We start from the raw sequence: 16,103 nt of genomic DNA on the forward strand, positions 1-16,103 counted from the left end.
TCGCGGAGCGCTGCCATGTCCTTCCTTCATGATCGGCCGGACGCCCCTGACGGGCGTCCGAACTACGAACGGGCGTTCGACTGGCAGCCCGGCATCTATGCCGGCTGGCAGACCCTGTCCGCCGCCGTCCGCGCCAGCCTGCCGCCGCGGCTCTACGAACTCGCCACGCTCGCGGCGGCGGTGGAGCTGCGCAGCAGCTACTGCGCGCTCGCCCATTCCCGCCAGCTGATCGGCCTCGGCATGGACGGGGACGCGATCCTGGCCGCGCTACGCCGCGAGGGCCTGTCGCCGCTCGAGGCGGCCGCGATGGACTACGCCTCTGCCATCGCCCGCGATGCCGCTTCGGTCGAGCCGGAGGCGGTCGAGCGACTGCGCGACGCCGGCGCGGACGAGGCGACCGTGTCGGCCCTCGCGGCGACGGCGTCCCTGCGCTGCTTCTTCGCCAAGTACCTCGACGCGGTCGGCGCCCGGCCCGACCCGGACTACGCCGACCTGCCGCCCGCACTCACCTCCGCGCTCGTCCTTGGCCGGCCGATCGCCGCCGGCTGACGGGCTGCGACATCCGGCGCGGGAGCCGCCGCTCTGGACGAGGTGAACGAAGAAGGGCGCCCCGCGGGGCGCCCTTTCCGTGTCGGCGGGACCGATCAGTTCTTGGCCCGGTCGACCATCTTGCCCTTGGAGATCCAGGGCATCATCGCGCGCAGCTTCTCGCCCACCTGCTCGATCTGGTGCTCGTCGTTGATCCGGCGGGTCGCCTTGAACATCGGCTGGCCGACGGCGTTCTCCTGCATGAAGTCGCGGACGAACTTGCCGGTCTGGATGTCGCGCAGCACCGCCTTCATCCGCGCCTTCGTCTCGTCGTAGGGCAGGATGCGGGGGCCCGCGACGTACTCGCCGTATTCGGCGGTGTTCGAGATCGAGTAGTTCATGTTCGCGATGCCGCCCTCGTAGATGAGATCCACGATCAGCTTCACCTCGTGCAGGCACTCGAAATAGGCCATCTCGGGCTCGTAGCCCGCCTCGACCAGCGTCTCGAAGCCCATGCGGATCAGCTCCACCAGGCCGCCGCAGAGCACCGCCTGTTCGCCGAAGAGGTCGGTCTCGCATTCCTGGCGGAAGTTCGTCTCGATGATGCCGGAGCGGCCGCCGCCGATGGCGGAGCAGTAGGACAGGCCGAACTCCATCGCGCGGCCGGTCGCGTCCTGGTGGACGGCGACGAGGCAGGGGACGCCGCCGCCCTTGACGTACTCGCCGCGCACCGTGTGGCCGGGGCCCTTGGGCGCCATCATGATGACGTCGACGCCGGGCTTCGGCTCGATCAGGCCGAAATGCACGTTCAGGCCGTGCGCGAAGGCGATCGCCGCGCCCTCGCGCAGGTTGTCGTGGACGTACTGCTTGTAGGTCGCGGCCTGCAGCTCGTCGGGCATGGTGAACATGATGAGGTCGCACCAGGCCGCCGCCTCGGCGATGCCCATCACCTGCAGGCCCTCGCCCTCGGCCTTGGCCTTGCTGGGCGAGCCCTCGCGCAGCGCCACCACGACGTTCTTGGCGCCGCTGTCGCGCAGGTTCAGCGCGTGGGCGTGGCCCTGGCTGCCGTAGCCGAGGATCGCCACCTTCTTGTCCTTGATGAGGTTCACGTCGCAGTCGCGGTCGTAGTAGACGCGCATGTTCTTCGTCCTTCCGATTGGTCGTTCCCGGCGCCGGTCATAATCCCGAACGTCGCGCGTGACGAGAAGCGCGGGAGTGCGTATTTGGGGGACATGCGAAGGAGGCATGCGCACCCATGGCCGAAAGCGAGGAAATCATTCTCGGCGATCTCGATCGCCGCCTTCTGCGCTACCTGCAGGCCGAGCCGTCGCTCGGCCATGCCGAGCTGGGAGAGCGCGCCGGGGTTGCCGCCAGCCGCGTGACCCGCCGCCTCGCCCGGCTGGAGGAGGCGGGCGTCATCCGCGGCGTCCGGGCGGTCATCGACTGGCGGGCCCTCGGCTACGCGGTAGATGTGAGCCTGCGCATCACGCTGGAGAAGTCGCACCCGCGCGCCTTCGACGAGTTCCTGAACGCCGCCCGGCAGGTGCCGGAGGTGACGGAGATCCAGACCTTCCTCGGGCGGGTGGACGTGCGCCTCGGCGTGATCGCGACCGACCTCGCCCATTACCAGGCCGTCTACCGCGACCGCATCCTGACCCTGCCGCACATCGCCGACATCGAATCTCTGATGACCGTCGCCACGGTGAAGGCGGACGAGGCGCTGCCGCTGTGATCGAGCTCGACGAGACCGACCGCGCCCTCCTTGCCGCGTTAGCCCGGGACGCAAGGCTCAGCGCCGCCGCGCTGGGCCGTCGCCTCGGCCTCAGCCAGCCCGCGGCGTGGCGGCGGGTCCGCCGGCTGGAGGAGGCGGGCGTGATCGCCGGGCGTCGGCTGGAACTGGACGCCGCGCGGCTGGGGTTCGGCGTGACCGTCTTCCTCGGTATCAAGCTCGCCGCCAAGGGCCGCGCCAGCCTCGAGGATTTCGAACGCGCGGTCACGGCCATCCGCGAGGTGCAGCGGGTGGAGCACATGCTCGGCCTCTACGACTACCGCCTGCGCGTCGTCGCCCGCGACCTCGCCGACTTCGAGCGGGTGCTGCGGCGGCGGATCATGACGCTGCCCGGGGTGGGGCAGGTCGAGGCGAACGTGATGCTGTCCGAGGAGCGGCGGCCGGGCCCGATCCGAGGGACGGCTTGTGATCCGGCCGGGGACAGGGGAGAACGTGCGCGCACTACAGGAGGGCAGGCGCATGGCAGCGAGTGAGGGACCCGGCACGATCCGGCGGCCGGTGGATCCGGACGGACTTGCGGAATTCTCGGTGGTCTTCACCGACCGCGCGCTCAACCACATGAGCCGGGCCTACCAGGGCGTGATGACCGACATCTCGGCCACGCTGAAGGAGGCCTACCGCGCCGAGGCGGTGGCCGTGGTCCCCGGCGGCGGCACCTACGCGATGGAGGCGGTCGCGCGGCAGTTCGGCCGCGGCGCCAGGGCGCTGATCGTCCGCAACGGCTGGTTCTCGTACCGCTGGACGCAGATCTTCGAGGCCGGGGGCTTCGCGGACGAGACGGTGGTGGCGATGGCGCGGAGCGAGGGCAACGCTCCGGACAGCCCCTTCGCCCCGCCGCCGATCGGCGAGGTGACGTCCAGGATCCGCGAGACGCGTCCGGACGTCGTCTTCGCGCCTCACGTCGAGACGTCGGCGGGGATCATCCTGCCGGACGAGTACGTGACCGCGCTGGCAGCGGCGGCGCACGAGGTGGGCGCGCTGATGGTCCTCGACTGCATCGCGTCCGGCGCGATCTGGGTGGACATGGGTGCGACCGGCGTCGACGTGCTGATCTCCGCGCCGCAGAAGGGCTGGTCGGCCACGCCGTCGGCGGGGCTCGTGATGATGTCGGGCCGGGCGGTGGCGCGGCTGGAGGAGACGACGACGGATTCCTTCGCGCTCGACCTCAGGAAATGGCGCGCGATCATGGCGGCCTACGAGGGGGGCGGACACGCCTACCATGCCACGATGCCGACGGACGGGCTGCGCGACTTCCGCGACGCCATGCTGGAGACGAAGGCCTTCGGCTTCGACGCGGCGAAGGCGGCGCAGCGGGAGCTCGGCCGACGGGTCCGCGAGACGCTCGCGGCGCGGGGCGTGCGCTCGGTCGCTGCGGAGGGGTTCGGCGCGCCGGGCGTGGTCGTCAGCTACACCGGCGACGCCGAGGTGCAGACCGGGCGGGCCTTTCTGGCGGAGGGGATGCAGATCGCCGCTGGCGTGCCGCTTCAGGTCGGCGAGGGCGAGGGGTTCCGCACGTTCCGGCTGGGCCTCTTCGGGCTCGACAAGCTGCGCGACGTGGACGCGACGCTGGCGCGGCTGGAGCCGGTGCTGGACAAGGTGCTGGGGCCGGCGGGGTAGGGCGGCCACCCCTCGGGACGGGTTTCCGATCCACCTTGCGCCCGTCGCCCCTGATCCTGCCCGCAACCGGAGCGTCCGACCGCGGCCACACGCTGCCCTCGTGCTCGGGTGATACCGTCGTCTTTTGCCCTAGCGCCGCCCGAGCGCGCCCAGACCCAGCCGCATCAGCGCCTGCCGCACCGGCCGGACGTCGTGCAGAGCGGCCAACCCCGCCGCCCGCAGCGCCGTCAGCGGCGGCGCCCCCGCCATCGACGCCCGGTTCAGGAGGTCCACCCCGGCGAGCCGGGCGGCGATCTCGGGGTGCCGACGGCGGGCGTAGGCGTCCAGCATCTCGCGCTCTCCCAGCCCCTCGGGCCGGGCAAGGGCGAGGTCGCGCAGGGTCGACACGTCCTCCAGCGACATGTTCAGCCCTTGCGCCCCGATCGGCGGCACGACGTGGGCCGCCTCGGCCACCAGCGCCACGCGGCGCGCCGTCAGGGCGTTCGCCATCTGGCTGACGATGGGCCAGGCCTGCCGCCGCCCGACCGGCGTCAGCGGGCCGAGCGCCCCGGCCGAGCGGTCCGTCGCCTCCGCCGCGAAGGCCGCTTCGCCGAGAGCCATCAGGCGCGCCGCCTCCGGCCCCCGCACCATCCAGACGACCGACGAGCAGGGCAGGCCGTCGCGGTCGGGCAAGGGCACCAGCGTGAACGGGCCGCCGTCGCGGTGCACCTCGGTCGAGACGCCGTCGTGCGGCCGGCTGTGGGTCACCGCGAAGACCACCGCCTTCTGGCCATAGCGCACCCGCCGCACACCGATCCCCGACGCCTCGCGCACCGGCGAATCGCGGCCGTCCGCGCCGACGACCAGCCGCGCGCGAAGCCGCGCCCCATCGCTGAGCGTCACCAGCGCGGCGTCGTCCCGCGCCAGCAGGCCGCGGAACCCGACGCCCGGCCGGAAGTCCACGCCCGGAAGCTCGTCGAGCCGCGCCGCCAGCTCCCGCCGCAGCAGCCAGTTCGGCAGGTTCCACCCGAAGGCCGGTTCGCCGATCGTGGCGGCGTCGAAGTCGCGGGAGACACGCGGCACCGTGCGTGCGCCGCCGGCGTCGACGATGCGCATGACCTTCAGCGGCGTCGCGTCGGCCTCCAGCCGCGCCCACAGGCCCGCCTCGACGAGCAGGTCGCGCGCCGGACGCAGGAACGCCGTCGTCCGCAGGTCGGCGCCGTCGGAACCCGCGTCCGTCACCGGGGGCGCCGGGTCCGCGACCGTGACCGAAAGACCCGCGGCGCCGAACACCGCGGCCGCCGCGAGGCCCGCGACGCCGCCGCCGGAGATGAAGATGTCGCAGCTGTCGTCCGCCATGCCCGACATCTAGGCCGCGGCGGCCGGGGCGGAAAGCCGGCTCAGGTCAGCTGCGACAGAAAACCCGCGAGATCGGACGTGTGGTGGTGGATGTGGTCGTGGAGATGCGCCTGGGGCCCCACCAGCACCGTCCGCATCCCCATCGCGTGCGGCGCGGCGAGGTTGCGGGGGTCGTCCTCGAACATCGCGCCCTCGGACGGCGAGAGGCCGTCGAGGGCGAAGACCGCCTCGAACGCCGCCTGCTCGGGCTTGGGCAGGAAGTTCGCGTGCTCCACCCCGTAGATCGCGTCGAAGCAGTCCGTCAGCCCGCGCGCGGCCAGCACCCGGCGGGCGTAGGGCTCGGACCCGTTGGTGTAGACGATCCGCCGCCCCGGCAGACGGGCGATGGCGGCGGCGAGGGCGGGGTCGGGCGCGAGGTGGCCCAGGTCGATCTCGTGCACGTCGGTCAGGTAGGGCGCGGGATCTACGCCATGCTCTGCCATCAGGCCCGCGAGCGTCGTGCCGTAGCGCCGCCAGTAGTCGGCGCGCAGCCGGTCCGCCTCGGCCGCGTCCACGCCGAGGGCGGACATCACCCACGCCGTCATCCGGACCTCGATCTGGTCGAACAGGCGCGCCTCCGGCGGATACAGCGTATTGTCCAGGTCGAAGACCCAGGCGCGGACGTGGGAAAAGGCGGCGCGGACCATGCGGCCGGTCTAGACCGCTTGTATACCGTCGTCCACCATCGCCTTGATCGCGCCCCACTCGGGGGCGTAGGTTGCGCGCGAAGGAGGATCCGGCATGGACGAGGGCCGCAGCCCGCCGCGGGACGCCTACGCGCTGGTGCTCGACGCGATCGATGCCGGGCTCTACCGCCCCGGCGACCGACTGGTGGAGAGCGAGCTGGCCGAGCGCTTCGGCGTCAGCCGAACGCCGATCCGCGAGGCGTTGCAGCGGCTCGAGACGCAGGGGCTGCTGGCCCGCGACGGGCGGTCGCTCATGGTCGCCTCGCTCGACCACACCGAGCTGTCGGACCTCTACGTCGTGCGCGGAGAGCTGGAGGGACTGGCCGCCCGTCTCGCCGCGCGGCACGCGACGCCGGAGGAGGTGCAGGTCCTGCGCGAGATGCTGGAGGCCGACCGCGCCATCGCGGGGGATCCGCAGGCGCTGGCGCGGGCGAACCGGCGGTTCCACATGCAGATCCACCTCGCCTCGCACAACAGGTTCCTGATGCGGCAGCTGGACCTCGTGCACCGGTCGATGGCGCTCCTCGCCTCGACTTCCCTCGCGGCGGAGGGGCGGGCGGTGGGCGCCCTCGACGAGCATGCGGCCATCGTCGGGGCGATCGAGGCGGGCGACGGTGACGCCGCCGAGGCGGCCCTGCGGCAGCATATCAGCCGCGCCTTCATGACCCGGCTCAAGCTGGATGCCGACCGGGCGGGTTAGGGACGGACCATTGCGGCAGTGACTGCCCATGGGTGGTCTTGTCCCAGTAGAACGGGCGCACCAGCAATTCCGACAGGGCGCGCCACGCCGCGACGGTCGCGAGCGGAAAGTAGAGCAGCGTCGTCGGAATCCAGACGCACAGCCGCCCCTTGCCCGCCCGCACCGCACCGAGCGTCAGAACCGCCGCGTCCACGGCGAGCGCCAGCACGGTGATGGCCAGCAGCGCCCCGCGCCCGGCCGTGCCGGCGCCGGCATCGGCATCGGCGGCGAGCCACCAGATACCCCACAGCACCGGAGCCAGCAGGAACTGCGTCAGCGTGCCGAGGAGCAGCACCTGCAGTCCGGCGGCGCGCCAGAGGCCGAGGTCGCGGACCAGCCGCGAGGGCCGCCGGCTGTGCACGGCCCAGGTCGCGGCATAGCCCTTGAGCCAGCGCGTCCGCTGGCGCACCCAGGGCCAGGCGCGGGCGTTCGCCTCCTCCTGCGTGACCGTGCCGATCATCTCGGTGGCGTAGCCGTGGCGGGCGAGGCGGATGCCGAGGTCGGCATCCTCGGTCACGTTGTGGGCGTCCCAGCCGCCCACCGCTTCGATCGCCGCACGGCGCAGGAACAGGGTCGTCCCCCCCAGCGGCACGACGAGGCCCAGCCGGACGAGGCCCGGCAGGACAACCCGGAACCAGCCGGCATATTCCAGAGTGAAACACCGGGCGAGCCAGTTCGCCGAGGTGTTGTAATAGTCGAGGCTGCCCTGCAGGCAGGCGGTCCTCGGGCCGGCCTTGGCGAACCGCGCCGCGACGAGACGGAGCTGGTCCGGCGCAGGCGCGTCCTCGGCATCGTAGATGCCGATGATGGACCCCCGCGCAAAGTCCAGAGCGAAGTTCAGCGCCCGTGGCTTGGTCCGCAGCGTGCCCTCCGGGACGGTGACGATCTGCGCGTAGGGGGGAAGCGCAGCCTCCGCGAGGGTGGCGGCCGTGGTCGCATCGTCCGCCTCGAGGATCAGGCACAGATCCAGCCGGTCGGGCGGGTAGTCCAGCGCCTCGAGCCGCTGCAGAAGGTGGGCCGCGATCTCCGTCTCCCGGTAGAGGGGAACGAGAAGGGAGATGAGCGGCAGGATATCGGGCATGTCCGTCGTCATCTCCCCGACCGGGGGTCCGGCCCGCAGGGTCGCGAGGAGGGCGGCCAGCTTGAGAAGCGTCGTCGCGACGAGCGTCAGCAGGACGAGGCCCATCAGCGCGGTGAGGAGCGTCGCGGGCGAGGTCAGCGACACCGCCGCCGCCGCCAGCGCGGCGAGGAGGCTCCAGGCGGTGCGGCGCCCCGCCGTCAGGCCGCGGCAGCTCTCGGCGGCGCGAACCCGGGTCTCGGCGCGGGCGACGAGTTCGGGCCCTGCCACCTCGATCAACGCGTCGCGAAGGGTCGCCCGGTCGCAGACCGCGAAGCGGATCGGGCCGAAGAGCGACTCCAGCCAGCTCACGGCCGTTCGCCCCTGCCGCGGCCGATCGGTCAGGACGACCGTCGCCCCGCCCAGGCGGCGCCAGGGAAGAACGCCGAGACGCAGCCAGTCCTGCGGCGGAAGCCGGCCGGCCAGGGAGGGGTCGGGACGCACCGCCCCGCGATCGAAGGGGATCGTCCCCGGTCGGCCGGGCCGGAGGGGCCGCGTCGCGGTGTTCGCCGCAGCCTTCGCCGGCAACGCGTCCTGTCGGTCGTTCCGTGCCATGGCGCCCCCTGTCGGAGGTACCATTCCGCGCCTTGGTTAATTCGCGGTTAAGCAGCCCGCGGGGCGCGCCGCCCAGATGCCGCCGGGCGCCTCCCGCGCAAGGGCTCTCGTCAGGCCGGTGTCTTGCGGCGGTCCATCGCCTCGGCGAAGCGCTCGAACAGGTAGTAGCTGTCCTGCGGGCCGGGGGACGCCTCGGGGTGGTACTGGACCGAGTAGACCGATCGTCCGTCCATGCGGATGCCGCAGTTCGACCCGTCGAACAGCGACACGTGCGTCTCGCGCACGTCCGACGGCAGGGTCTGGCTGTCCACGGTGAAACCGTGGTTCATCGACGTGATCTCGACCTTGCCGGTCTCGAGATCCTTCACCGGATGGTTCGCGCCGTGGTGGCCGTGGTTCATCTTCACCGTCTTCGCGCCGAGCGCGAGCGCCAGCATCTGGTGGCCGAGGCAGATGCCGAACATCGGCACCTCGCTGCGGTCGAGGACGCCGCGGATCGCCGGCACCGCGTACTCTCCCGTCGCCGCCGGATCGCCCGGGCCGTTCGACAGGAACACGCCGTCCGGCTCCAGCGCCAGGATGTCGTCGGCGGTCGCCGTGGCCGGCAGGACGGTCACGTCCGCGCCCGAGGAGGCGAGGCAGCGCAGGATGTTGCGCTTGGCGCCGTAATCGACGGCGACGACACGGTGGCGCGGGGTCTCCTGCCGGGCATAGCCGATCGGCCAGGCCCAGCGCATCTCGTCCCAGCGGTACGACTGTGCGCAGGTCACGCCCTTGGCGAGGTCGAGACCGACGAGCCCGCGGAAAGAGCGCGCGGCGGCGACCAGCGCCTCGATGTCGAACCGGCCCTCGGGATCGTGCGCCAGCGCCACGTGCGGCGCGCCCTGCTGCCGGATCGCCCGGGTCAGCCGCCGGGTGTCGACGCCGCCCATCGCGATGCGGCCGCGCCGGGCCAGCCAGTCGGACAGCGGCTCCGCCGCGCGCCAGTTCGACGGCTCGGTCGGGTCCCACTTCACCACCATGCCCTCGGCCACGGGGTCCGCCGTCTCGTCATCCTCGGGGTTCACGCCGACATTGCCGACATGGGGGAAGGTGAAGGTCACGACCTGCCCGGCATAGGACGGGTCGGTCATGATCTCCTGGTACCCGGTCATCGAGGTGTTGAAGCACAGCTCGGCCGTCGTCACCCCGGTCGCGCCGAAGCCGCGGCCGTAGAACAGCGTCCCGTCGGCGAGGGCGAGGCAGGCGGTCGGGATCGTGCGGGGCATGGCGGGCTCCTGGGACGGGCGGGCGCCGGGTGTGCCGGGCCGACCGGCCCGGGGCGCGCGGATCGCTGCGCGGTCTACGGGGGGCGCCCGGAGGGGTCAAGGGCCGGCGGGCCGCGCGCTCGTGACCTCGGGTCCCGGCCCGTTGAAAGGGGCCGGCGGAGCGGATACCTTGGCCCCTTGCCTCCCACCACTCAAGGACCGGCACCCACATGACGACGGACATGCGCGGGCGCATCAACGCCGCCCTCAAGGACGCGATGCGCTCGAAGGAGGCCGAGCGGCTGTCGACGCTGCGGCTGATCAACGCCGCCATCAAGGACCGCGACATCGCGGCCCGTGGCGAGGGCGAGGATGGCGGCGTGTCGGACGACGTCGTGCTGTCGATCCTCGGCCGCATGGTCAAGCAGCGGCAGGAGAGCGCCCGCGCCTACGAGGAGGGCGGCCGGCTGGAACTGGCCGAGAAGGAGATCGAAGAGGTAAAGGTGATCGAGGAGTTCCTGCCGCGCCAGCTGGACGAGGCGGAAACCGAGTCCGCCATCGACACCGCGATCGCCGAGGTCGGTGCGACCTCGATCCGCGACATGGGCAAGGTCATGGGCGTCCTCAAGGAGCGACATGCCGGCCAGATGGATTTCGGCCGGGTCGGGCCGATGGTGAAGAACCGTCTGGGCTGACGCACCGGCGGTTCGGCGAGAGCCCGCCGGCCGGTCCGTCTTTCGCAAATTTGTCTGGAACACTGCGGCGCTGACGGCGTTTCGTCGGCTGCGCTTAACGTAATGTAAGTTGTTCTGTGGAGGAGATGGGGCCATGTTGGCACAATCCCGAACCCAGCAACAGGCTGCCCGCCAGGCGCTCGACGCCAAGCGCGGCCGGCTCGATCCCCGCCGGCTGACCAGCCAGTCGCGCGACCTGTTCGACTGGCTGACCGAAACCGAGCTGGAAGAGCTCGCCTGGCCGATCGGCAGCGCCGCCTGAGATCAGGCGTCCGGGCGCCGCGACAGCGCCGCGACCCGTCGCTGCAGGTCGGTGCGCAGCGCGCGCCGTTCTTCCGGGCTGAGGAACGCGCCGAGCTCGACCTCGCGTCCGGCGCCCCGGAGGGTCAGGTAACCCTCGACCGGGCCGCCCTCTTCATGGAGGCGGATCTCGACCCAGTAGGGGTCCGCCTCCCATGTCTGCTCGGCCTTGCGCGGGGCAGAGCGGACCAGCCGCATCCGGTCCGGCCACAGGCCCAGCACCTCGGTCAGCGCGCCGTCCCCGGTGGAGCGCCGCAGCGCCCACCACAGCGCGGCGATGGCGCCCAGAAGAAAGGGCAGGAGCCCCCACAGCACCGCCGAGCCCAGCACGGCGACCAGCGGCAGCGCCAGCATCACCGCCATGAACGAGATCGCCCAGACGAAGCCGACCGGCGGCAGCGAGCGGTGCGGCCACAGGTGCAGTTCCGCGGCGGGCGCGCCGGGATCGGGCTCGGGAATCGTCCAGCGGTAGGGCATCGGCCTTGGTCATCGTGCGGCGTCCACGCGCCGCGGCGGGCGATGTAGGCCGGGGCGCGGCGGGATCACGCCCCGGCGGATCGGGTCAGAGGTCGGTGTAGACCGGGAACCGCTCACACAGCGCCTCGACCTCGGCCTTCACCTCGGCCTCGACCGCGCCGTTGTCCTCGGCGCCGTTCGCAGCCAGCCCCTCGACGACGCGGGTGATCCAGCGGGCGATCTGCCGGAACTCCGGCTCGCCGAAGCCGCGGGTCGTGGCCGCCGGGCTGCCGAGGCGGATGCCGGACGTCACGGTCGGCTTCTCGGGGTCGAACGGGATGCCGTTCTTGTTGCAGGTGATGTGCGCACGGCCCAGCGCGGCCTCGGTCTCGTTGCCCTTCACGCCCTTCGGCCGCAGGTCGACCAGCATCACGTGGCTGTCCGTCCCGCCGGTGACGATGTCGAGCCCGCCCTTCATCAGCTCGTCCGCCAGCGCCTGCGCGTTCTTGACCACCAGCTCCTGATAGGTGCGGAACTCCGGCCGCAGCGCCTCGCCGAAGGCGACGGCCTTGGCGGCGATCACATGCATCAGCGGCCCACCCTGGATGCCCGGGAAGATGGCGGAGTTCACCTTCTTGGCGATGCCTTCGTCATTGGTGACGATCATCCCCCCGCGCGGGCCCCGCAGCGTCTTGTGCGTCGTGGTCGTCGCGACATGCGCATGCGGGAAGGGCGAGGGGTAGAGGCCCGCCGCCACCAGCCCCGCGAAGTGCGCCATGTCGACCATCAGATACGCGCCGACGCTGTCCGCGATCTCGCGCATCCGGGCGAAGTCGATGATCCGCGGGATCGCCGAGCCGCCTGCGATGATGAGTTTCGGCTGGTGCTCCGCCGCAAGCGCCGCGATCTGATCGTAGTCGATGCGGCTGTCCTGCTGGCGCACGCCGTACTGGATGGCGTTGAACCACTTGCCCGACTGGTTCGGCTTCGCGCCGTGGGTGAGGTGCCCGCCCGCGTCGAGGCTCTGGCCGAGGATCGTGTCGCCGGGCTTCAGCAGCGCCTGGAACACGCCCTGGTTCGCCTGGCTGCCGGAGTTCGGCTGCACGTTGGCGAAGCCGCAGTTGAACAGCTCCTTCGCCCGCGCGATCGCCAGCTCCTCGGCGACGTCGACCCATTCGCAGCCGCCGTAGTAGCGCCGGCCGGGATAGCCTTCGGCGTACTTGTTCGTCATCACCGAGCCCTGCGCCTGCAGGACCGCCTTGGAGACGACGTTCTCGGACGCGATCAGCTCGATCTCGTGGCGCTGGCGGCCCAGCTCGCCGGCGATGGCGCGGGCGATCTCGGGGTCGCGGCTGGCGAGGTCCTCGGTGAAGAAACCGGGGTCGCGGGTGGGGGCGTTCATGCGGGCGCTCCTCGGGGCTGGACGGGCTGGCGCCCTCTTAGCGGACCGCTCCCCGCGTCAAAAGCGCCAATGCGACACGGCGCGGGTACTCTGCGGCGGCGCACGTTTCCGGTGCGCCCCTTGCCTTTCCGATCCGCGTCGGCCCATCCTCCGCCTCGCGCGGGACCGGAGGGGACGCCAGACGCCATGCCGATGACGATCGCCTTCGTGGCGAGCGAGGCGCCGCTCGCCCGCGAGGCCCGCGACCGCCTCGCCGCCCGCTACGGCGATGCCGAGGTGGACGAGGCGGACGTCCTCGTCGCCCTCGGCGGCGACGGCTTCATGCTGCAGACGCTGCACGCCACCGAGGGGCTGGACCTGCCGGTCTACGGGATGAACCGGGGCACCGTCGGCTTCCTGATGAACGGCTACGCCGAGGACGACCTGCCCGAGCGGGTGGCCGATGCCGAGGAGGCGCTGCTGAACCCGCTGGCGATGCGGGCGACCGACCTCGAGGACGAGGTGCACGAGGGCCTCGCCATCAACGAGGTGTCGCTGCTGCGCGCCGGGCCGCAGGCGGCCAAGCTGCGGGTCTGGGTCGACGGCCGGATGCGGATGGAGGAGCTGGTCTGCGACGGCGCCCTCGTCGCGACGCCCGCCGGATCGACCGCCTACAACTATTCCGCCCACGGCCCGATCCTGCCCATCGGCTCCGGCGTCCTGGCCCTCACCGCCATCGCGCCGTTCCGGCCGCGCCGCTGGCGCGGCGCGCTGCTGCCGAAGCGGGCGGAGGTGGTATTCGAGGTGCTCGACGCCGAGCGGCGGCCGGTCATGGCCGATGCGGACACGCGGTCGGTCAAGTTCGTGCGCCGGGTGGAGATTCGCAGCGAGCCGGCGGTGGCGCACCGGCTGCTGTTCGATCCCGGCCACGGGCTGGAGGAGCGGCTGATTCGCGAGCAGTTCGCCTGAGGTGGGTGGGCTCCGCGGCGAAGACCCGTAGGGAACTGCCGCTCCGCGGTATCTTCTAGACCCGCCCGGAATCAGCCGCGCAAGCGGCCCGGGCAGCGTCTGGCCGCCCCCCGGCCAGACGCTACCTCGCCACCTGCGAGACGATCGAGGTTGTCCGGGGGTGGAGAGATAAACCGCTCTCACCGCATCGTTGGCGCGTCCGGCCGCGGCCAGACGCCGCCCTGACGTCGATCACCGTCCCGGGCCTGACCCGGGACCTCGCGCAGCACGGGACTTCGTTGCATCAAGGCCCGGCCCGTGCCGCGCCTCCCTGCCCGACAGCCCCCAAACACCCCGTCCGATAGGCAATAGCGCCGCCGCACTCATCGGCTAACTTCCCGCCGATATTGGGTATTTCTGCCACACCCCCCAGCTTCGTCCTCACCGGCGCCGCTCATCCCGAGGCGCCCTCAGCAGATGGAGCTGCCGACATGACGACCACGATCCTCACCCGCCTCGCCGCCTCCGGCGCGATCGTCCTTGCCCTCGCCAGTGGCGCCGCCGCCGAGCCGAACCGCGTCACCGTCGACCAGTGGGGCGGCTGGAACGAGCTGGGCCTCTACCAGGGCGGCGGGCACAACCGCATGACCGTGACCCAGAACGGGCGCGGCAACACGACGATCTCGGCGCAGGACGGCTGGCGCAACCGCACCGTCGTCGGCCAGTCCGGGGCCCACAACCAGGTGACGACCGACCAGACCGGCCGCTGCAACGTCCTCGGCGTCGCGCAGATCGGCCGCGGGCTCGACGCCGACGTCCGCCAGACCGGCCGCTGCAACGCGCTGGGCGTGATCCAGGCCGGCCGCGGCAGCGACGCCTACGTCCGCCAGGGCGGCCGCGGCAACGTCGCGGTGATCGTCCAGGAGTGACCGACACGGAGGCGCGGGACGAGTTCCCGCGCCGCCACCCCACCCGGAGACACCACCCGGAGACAAGGAGATGCACATGACCCCCGTCACGACCTCCACCCTCGCCGTCCTCTCTCTTCTCGGCGCCTGCGCCGCGCCGGCCACCGTGCCGGACACGGCCCAACCCGAGGCCGCCCGCGCGGCGATCGGTCCCGACTGCCGGCTCGAGCGGGACGGCGGCACCTGGCGCGCCATCGTCGCGGCGGACGCTGCCGTTTCGGGCAGCTACGCGCTCGACCTGTCGCGGCCGGGCCTGTCGATGCGGCAGGACGGACCGTTCTCCGCGGCCGCGGGCGAGACCCTGCTCCTCGGCGAGGCGACCGTCGGCGACGTGCCCGGCGCGAGCCTGTCCATCACCGTCGGCGGCCGCACCCGCGACTGCCCGATCGAGCGCTGAGGGAGAGGGGGACATGCTGAGACCGCTTCTTCTCGCCGCCGCCCTCGCCGCGCCGCTGCCTGCGGCGGCGGACGGCACGATCCGCTTCGACTGGCAGGCCCGCACCGCCGAGGAGGCGGCGCTGTTCGACCTCGGCCTGACGCTCTACGGCTTGCGCCACGGCGCCGACGTGCGCCAACGCGGCGCCGGCAACGGCGCCGGGGTGAGCCAGAGCGGCGCCGGCAACCGGGCGCTGATCCGCCAGCGGGGCCGCGGCCACGCGGCCGACGTCCGGCAGAGCGGCGGCGGCAACGCGCAGGCCGTCTTCCAGTTCGGCCGGGGCACCGACAGCCGCGTGGTGCAGCGGGGCGGGCAGTCCGGTCTGAGCCTGCTGTTCGGCTTCTAGGACCGGGCCGCGGCGCGCTCCGCCTCGGCGAGGGCGCGCTGCAGCGCCGGTCCGGCGTCCGGGACCGCCGGGCCGTGCACCGGGAAGATCGCCGTCGGCGACTGGGCCGCCAGACGGCGCGCGCTGTCCACCGCCATCGGCAGGCTGGCGGTCGCGAAGTAGGGGAAGGGGAAGCGTAGCCGGAAGACGCCGCTCACGTGCAGCCCGCCCCCGGCCGAGATCAGCGCGTCGCCGCTGAAGAGGTGGCCGGTCGGCTCGTGAAGGTAGGACACGTGCCCCACCGCGTGGCCGGGCGTGGCGATCGTGCGGAACCCCGCGACCACGTCGCCGTCCGCGACCAGCCGGCCGGGCCGCGTCTTCACCGTGGTGTAGCCGCCCCGGAGCTTCATGCCCGCCTCGTCCGGATCGAGACTGCGGTCCCCCGCCAGCAGCCGCGCCGTCCGCGCCGAGGCGACGACCTCGACGTCGGGCAGCGCCGCCGTCAGCGCGTCGAGGGCGCCGACGTGGTCGGAATGGGCGTGGGTGATCAGCACGCGCGCGAGCGGCTTGCCGATCCGCTCCACCTCGGCCAGCACGCCCTTGTGCGAGCCCGCGAAGTTGGTGTCGATCAGCGTGAGATCGTTCTCGTGCTCCACGAGGTGGCACGAGAAGGCGCCGAGCCGGACGATCTGCCGGACGGACGGCGCGGGGTGGAGGGTCGGCATCGGTTTCGCCTTCTGCAGGGGGCGGCGGGTCGCCATGGCCCGCGGCCGGAGACCCATCGTGACCGTCAGAGTGCCGCGGCCAGCGGTGAGTTGAAAGGCCGGTCGATGCCGCTGCGAAGCTCGGCGCTCGCAATGGAGTGGCCCGCGTCCTGCGTGGGCCGGTCCGCGTGCGCGG

The 16,103-nt window shown here is 72.4% G+C and carries 19 protein-coding genes; 11 read left to right on the forward strand and 8 right to left on the reverse strand.

Translation table 11 applies throughout. The annotated features are described in order from the left end of the window. Window positions 1-15: 15 nt before the first annotated feature. On the forward strand, window positions 16-549 hold the full coding sequence (locus A37W_RS21535; RefSeq protein WP_018303050.1) for a carboxymuconolactone decarboxylase family protein: 534 nt from the start codon (window positions 16-18) through the stop codon (window positions 547-549). A gap of 95 nt (window positions 550-644) precedes the next feature. Here A37W_RS21535 and ilvC read toward each other — a convergent pair whose 3' ends face one another. Further along, entirely contained in the window at window positions 645-1,667 is a 1,023-nt protein-coding gene (gene ilvC, locus A37W_RS0110780; RefSeq protein ID WP_018303051.1) for a ketol-acid reductoisomerase, read from the reverse strand. Window positions 1,668-1,783: 116 nt separating this feature from the next. Here ilvC and A37W_RS0110785 point away from each other — a divergent pair, with 116 nt between their 5' ends. The 3 genes from A37W_RS0110785 to A37W_RS0110795 are packed head-to-tail and all read left to right on the forward strand — an operon-like array spanning window position 1,784 to window position 3,934. Then, a complete protein-coding gene (locus tag A37W_RS0110785) occupies window positions 1,784-2,260 on the forward strand; it encodes an Lrp/AsnC family transcriptional regulator (RefSeq protein WP_018303052.1) in 477 nt (158 codons plus the stop codon). Continuing rightward, on the forward strand, window positions 2,257-2,790 hold the full coding sequence (locus tag A37W_RS0110790) for an Lrp/AsnC family transcriptional regulator (RefSeq protein WP_018303053.1): 534 nt from the start codon (window positions 2,257-2,259) through the stop codon (window positions 2,788-2,790). Before A37W_RS0110785 ends, A37W_RS0110790 begins: the two co-directional genes overlap by 4 nt. Further along, entirely contained in the window at window positions 2,777-3,934 is a 1,158-nt protein-coding gene (locus A37W_RS0110795) for an aminotransferase class V-fold PLP-dependent enzyme (protein ID WP_018303054.1), read from the forward strand. The genes A37W_RS0110790 and A37W_RS0110795 overlap by 14 nt, the downstream gene beginning before the upstream one ends. 129 nt (window positions 3,935-4,063) lie before the next feature. Here A37W_RS0110795 and A37W_RS0110800 read toward each other — a convergent pair whose 3' ends face one another. Further along, window positions 4,064-5,272 (reverse strand): UbiH/UbiF family hydroxylase, encoded by a 1,209-nt coding sequence (locus A37W_RS0110800; RefSeq protein ID WP_018303055.1) that lies wholly within the window; start codon window positions 5,270-5,272, stop codon window positions 4,064-4,066. 41 nt (window positions 5,273-5,313) lie between these two features. Beyond that, window positions 5,314-5,958, reverse strand: a complete 645-nt coding sequence (locus tag A37W_RS0110805; RefSeq protein WP_018303056.1) for a pyrimidine 5'-nucleotidase — start codon at window positions 5,956-5,958, stop codon at window positions 5,314-5,316. A 94-nt stretch (window positions 5,959-6,052) separates the two neighbouring features. Here A37W_RS0110805 and A37W_RS0110810 point away from each other — a divergent pair, with 94 nt between their 5' ends. Then, window positions 6,053-6,697 carry a GntR family transcriptional regulator gene (locus A37W_RS0110810; protein WP_018303057.1) on the forward strand — a complete coding sequence of 215 codons (645 nt, stop codon included), beginning with the start codon at window positions 6,053-6,055 and terminating at the stop codon, window positions 6,695-6,697. Here A37W_RS0110810 and A37W_RS0110815 read toward each other — a convergent pair. Together A37W_RS0110815 and carA are read right to left on the reverse strand one after the other, a co-directional pair. Further along, window positions 6,669-8,432 carry a glycosyltransferase family 2 protein gene (locus tag A37W_RS0110815; protein ID WP_156169346.1) on the reverse strand — a complete coding sequence of 588 codons (1,764 nt, stop codon included), beginning with the start codon at window positions 8,430-8,432 and terminating at the stop codon, window positions 6,669-6,671. The two genes, A37W_RS0110810 and A37W_RS0110815, sit on opposite strands and share 29 nt — an antisense overlap. A gap of 86 nt (window positions 8,433-8,518) precedes the next feature. After that, a complete protein-coding gene (gene carA, locus A37W_RS0110820; protein ID WP_018303059.1) occupies window positions 8,519-9,676 on the reverse strand; it encodes a glutamine-hydrolyzing carbamoyl-phosphate synthase small subunit in 1,158 nt (385 codons plus the stop codon). 209 nt (window positions 9,677-9,885) lie between these two features. Between carA and A37W_RS0110825 the strand changes: the two genes are divergently transcribed. Further along, window positions 9,886-10,350, forward strand: coding sequence for a GatB/YqeY domain-containing protein (locus tag A37W_RS0110825; RefSeq protein WP_018303060.1), 465 nt, complete (start codon window positions 9,886-9,888; stop codon window positions 10,348-10,350). Between the two features lie 133 nt (window positions 10,351-10,483). Beyond that, window positions 10,484-10,651 carry a DUF3008 family protein gene (locus tag A37W_RS23240; protein WP_018303061.1) on the forward strand — a complete coding sequence of 56 codons (168 nt, stop codon included), beginning with the start codon at window positions 10,484-10,486 and terminating at the stop codon, window positions 10,649-10,651. A 2-nt stretch (window positions 10,652-10,653) separates the two neighbouring features. On the opposite strand, the gene A37W_RS0110835 is transcribed toward A37W_RS23240, so the two are convergent. Both A37W_RS0110835 and glyA read right to left on the reverse strand, forming a co-directional pair. Beyond that, on the reverse strand, window positions 10,654-11,166 hold the full coding sequence (locus A37W_RS0110835; RefSeq protein WP_018303062.1) for a DUF2244 domain-containing protein: 513 nt from the start codon (window positions 11,164-11,166) through the stop codon (window positions 10,654-10,656). 85 nt (window positions 11,167-11,251) lie between these two features. After that, window positions 11,252-12,547 carry a serine hydroxymethyltransferase gene (gene glyA / locus A37W_RS0110840; protein ID WP_018303063.1) on the reverse strand — a complete coding sequence of 432 codons (1,296 nt, stop codon included), beginning with the start codon at window positions 12,545-12,547 and terminating at the stop codon, window positions 11,252-11,254. A gap of 186 nt (window positions 12,548-12,733) precedes the next feature. Between glyA and A37W_RS0110845 the strand changes: the two genes are divergently transcribed. The 4 genes from A37W_RS0110845 to A37W_RS0110860 all read left to right on the forward strand — a co-directional run bounded on the left by A37W_RS0110845 (window position 12,734) and on the right by A37W_RS0110860 (window position 15,224). Beyond that, window positions 12,734-13,495, forward strand: a complete 762-nt coding sequence (locus A37W_RS0110845) for an NAD kinase (RefSeq protein WP_018303064.1) — start codon at window positions 12,734-12,736, stop codon at window positions 13,493-13,495. A 470-nt stretch (window positions 13,496-13,965) separates the two neighbouring features. Next, window positions 13,966-14,403, forward strand: a complete 438-nt coding sequence (locus tag A37W_RS0110850) for a hypothetical protein (RefSeq protein WP_018303065.1) — start codon at window positions 13,966-13,968, stop codon at window positions 14,401-14,403. A 76-nt stretch (window positions 14,404-14,479) separates the two neighbouring features. After that, the gene (gene csgH, locus A37W_RS0110855) at window positions 14,480-14,839 is read left to right on the forward strand and encodes a curli-like amyloid fiber formation chaperone CsgH (RefSeq protein ID WP_018303066.1); all 360 of its coding nucleotides are present in this window, start codon (window positions 14,480-14,482) and stop codon (window positions 14,837-14,839) included. 13 nt (window positions 14,840-14,852) lie between these two features. Then, the gene (locus A37W_RS0110860; RefSeq protein ID WP_018303067.1) at window positions 14,853-15,224 is read left to right on the forward strand and encodes a hypothetical protein; all 372 of its coding nucleotides are present in this window, start codon (window positions 14,853-14,855) and stop codon (window positions 15,222-15,224) included. Here A37W_RS0110860 and A37W_RS21540 read toward each other — a convergent pair. After that, complete coding sequence (locus tag A37W_RS21540) at window positions 15,221-15,928, reverse strand: MBL fold metallo-hydrolase (RefSeq protein WP_040753871.1); 708 nt, start codon at window positions 15,926-15,928, stop codon at window positions 15,221-15,223. The genes A37W_RS0110860 and A37W_RS21540 overlap by 4 nt on opposite strands. Window positions 15,929-16,103: the final 175 nt, after the last annotated feature.

The organism is Wenxinia marina DSM 24838 (assembly GCF_000379485.1).
In the GTDB taxonomy this organism is placed as follows: Bacteria; Pseudomonadota; Alphaproteobacteria; order Rhodobacterales; family Rhodobacteraceae; genus Wenxinia; species Wenxinia marina.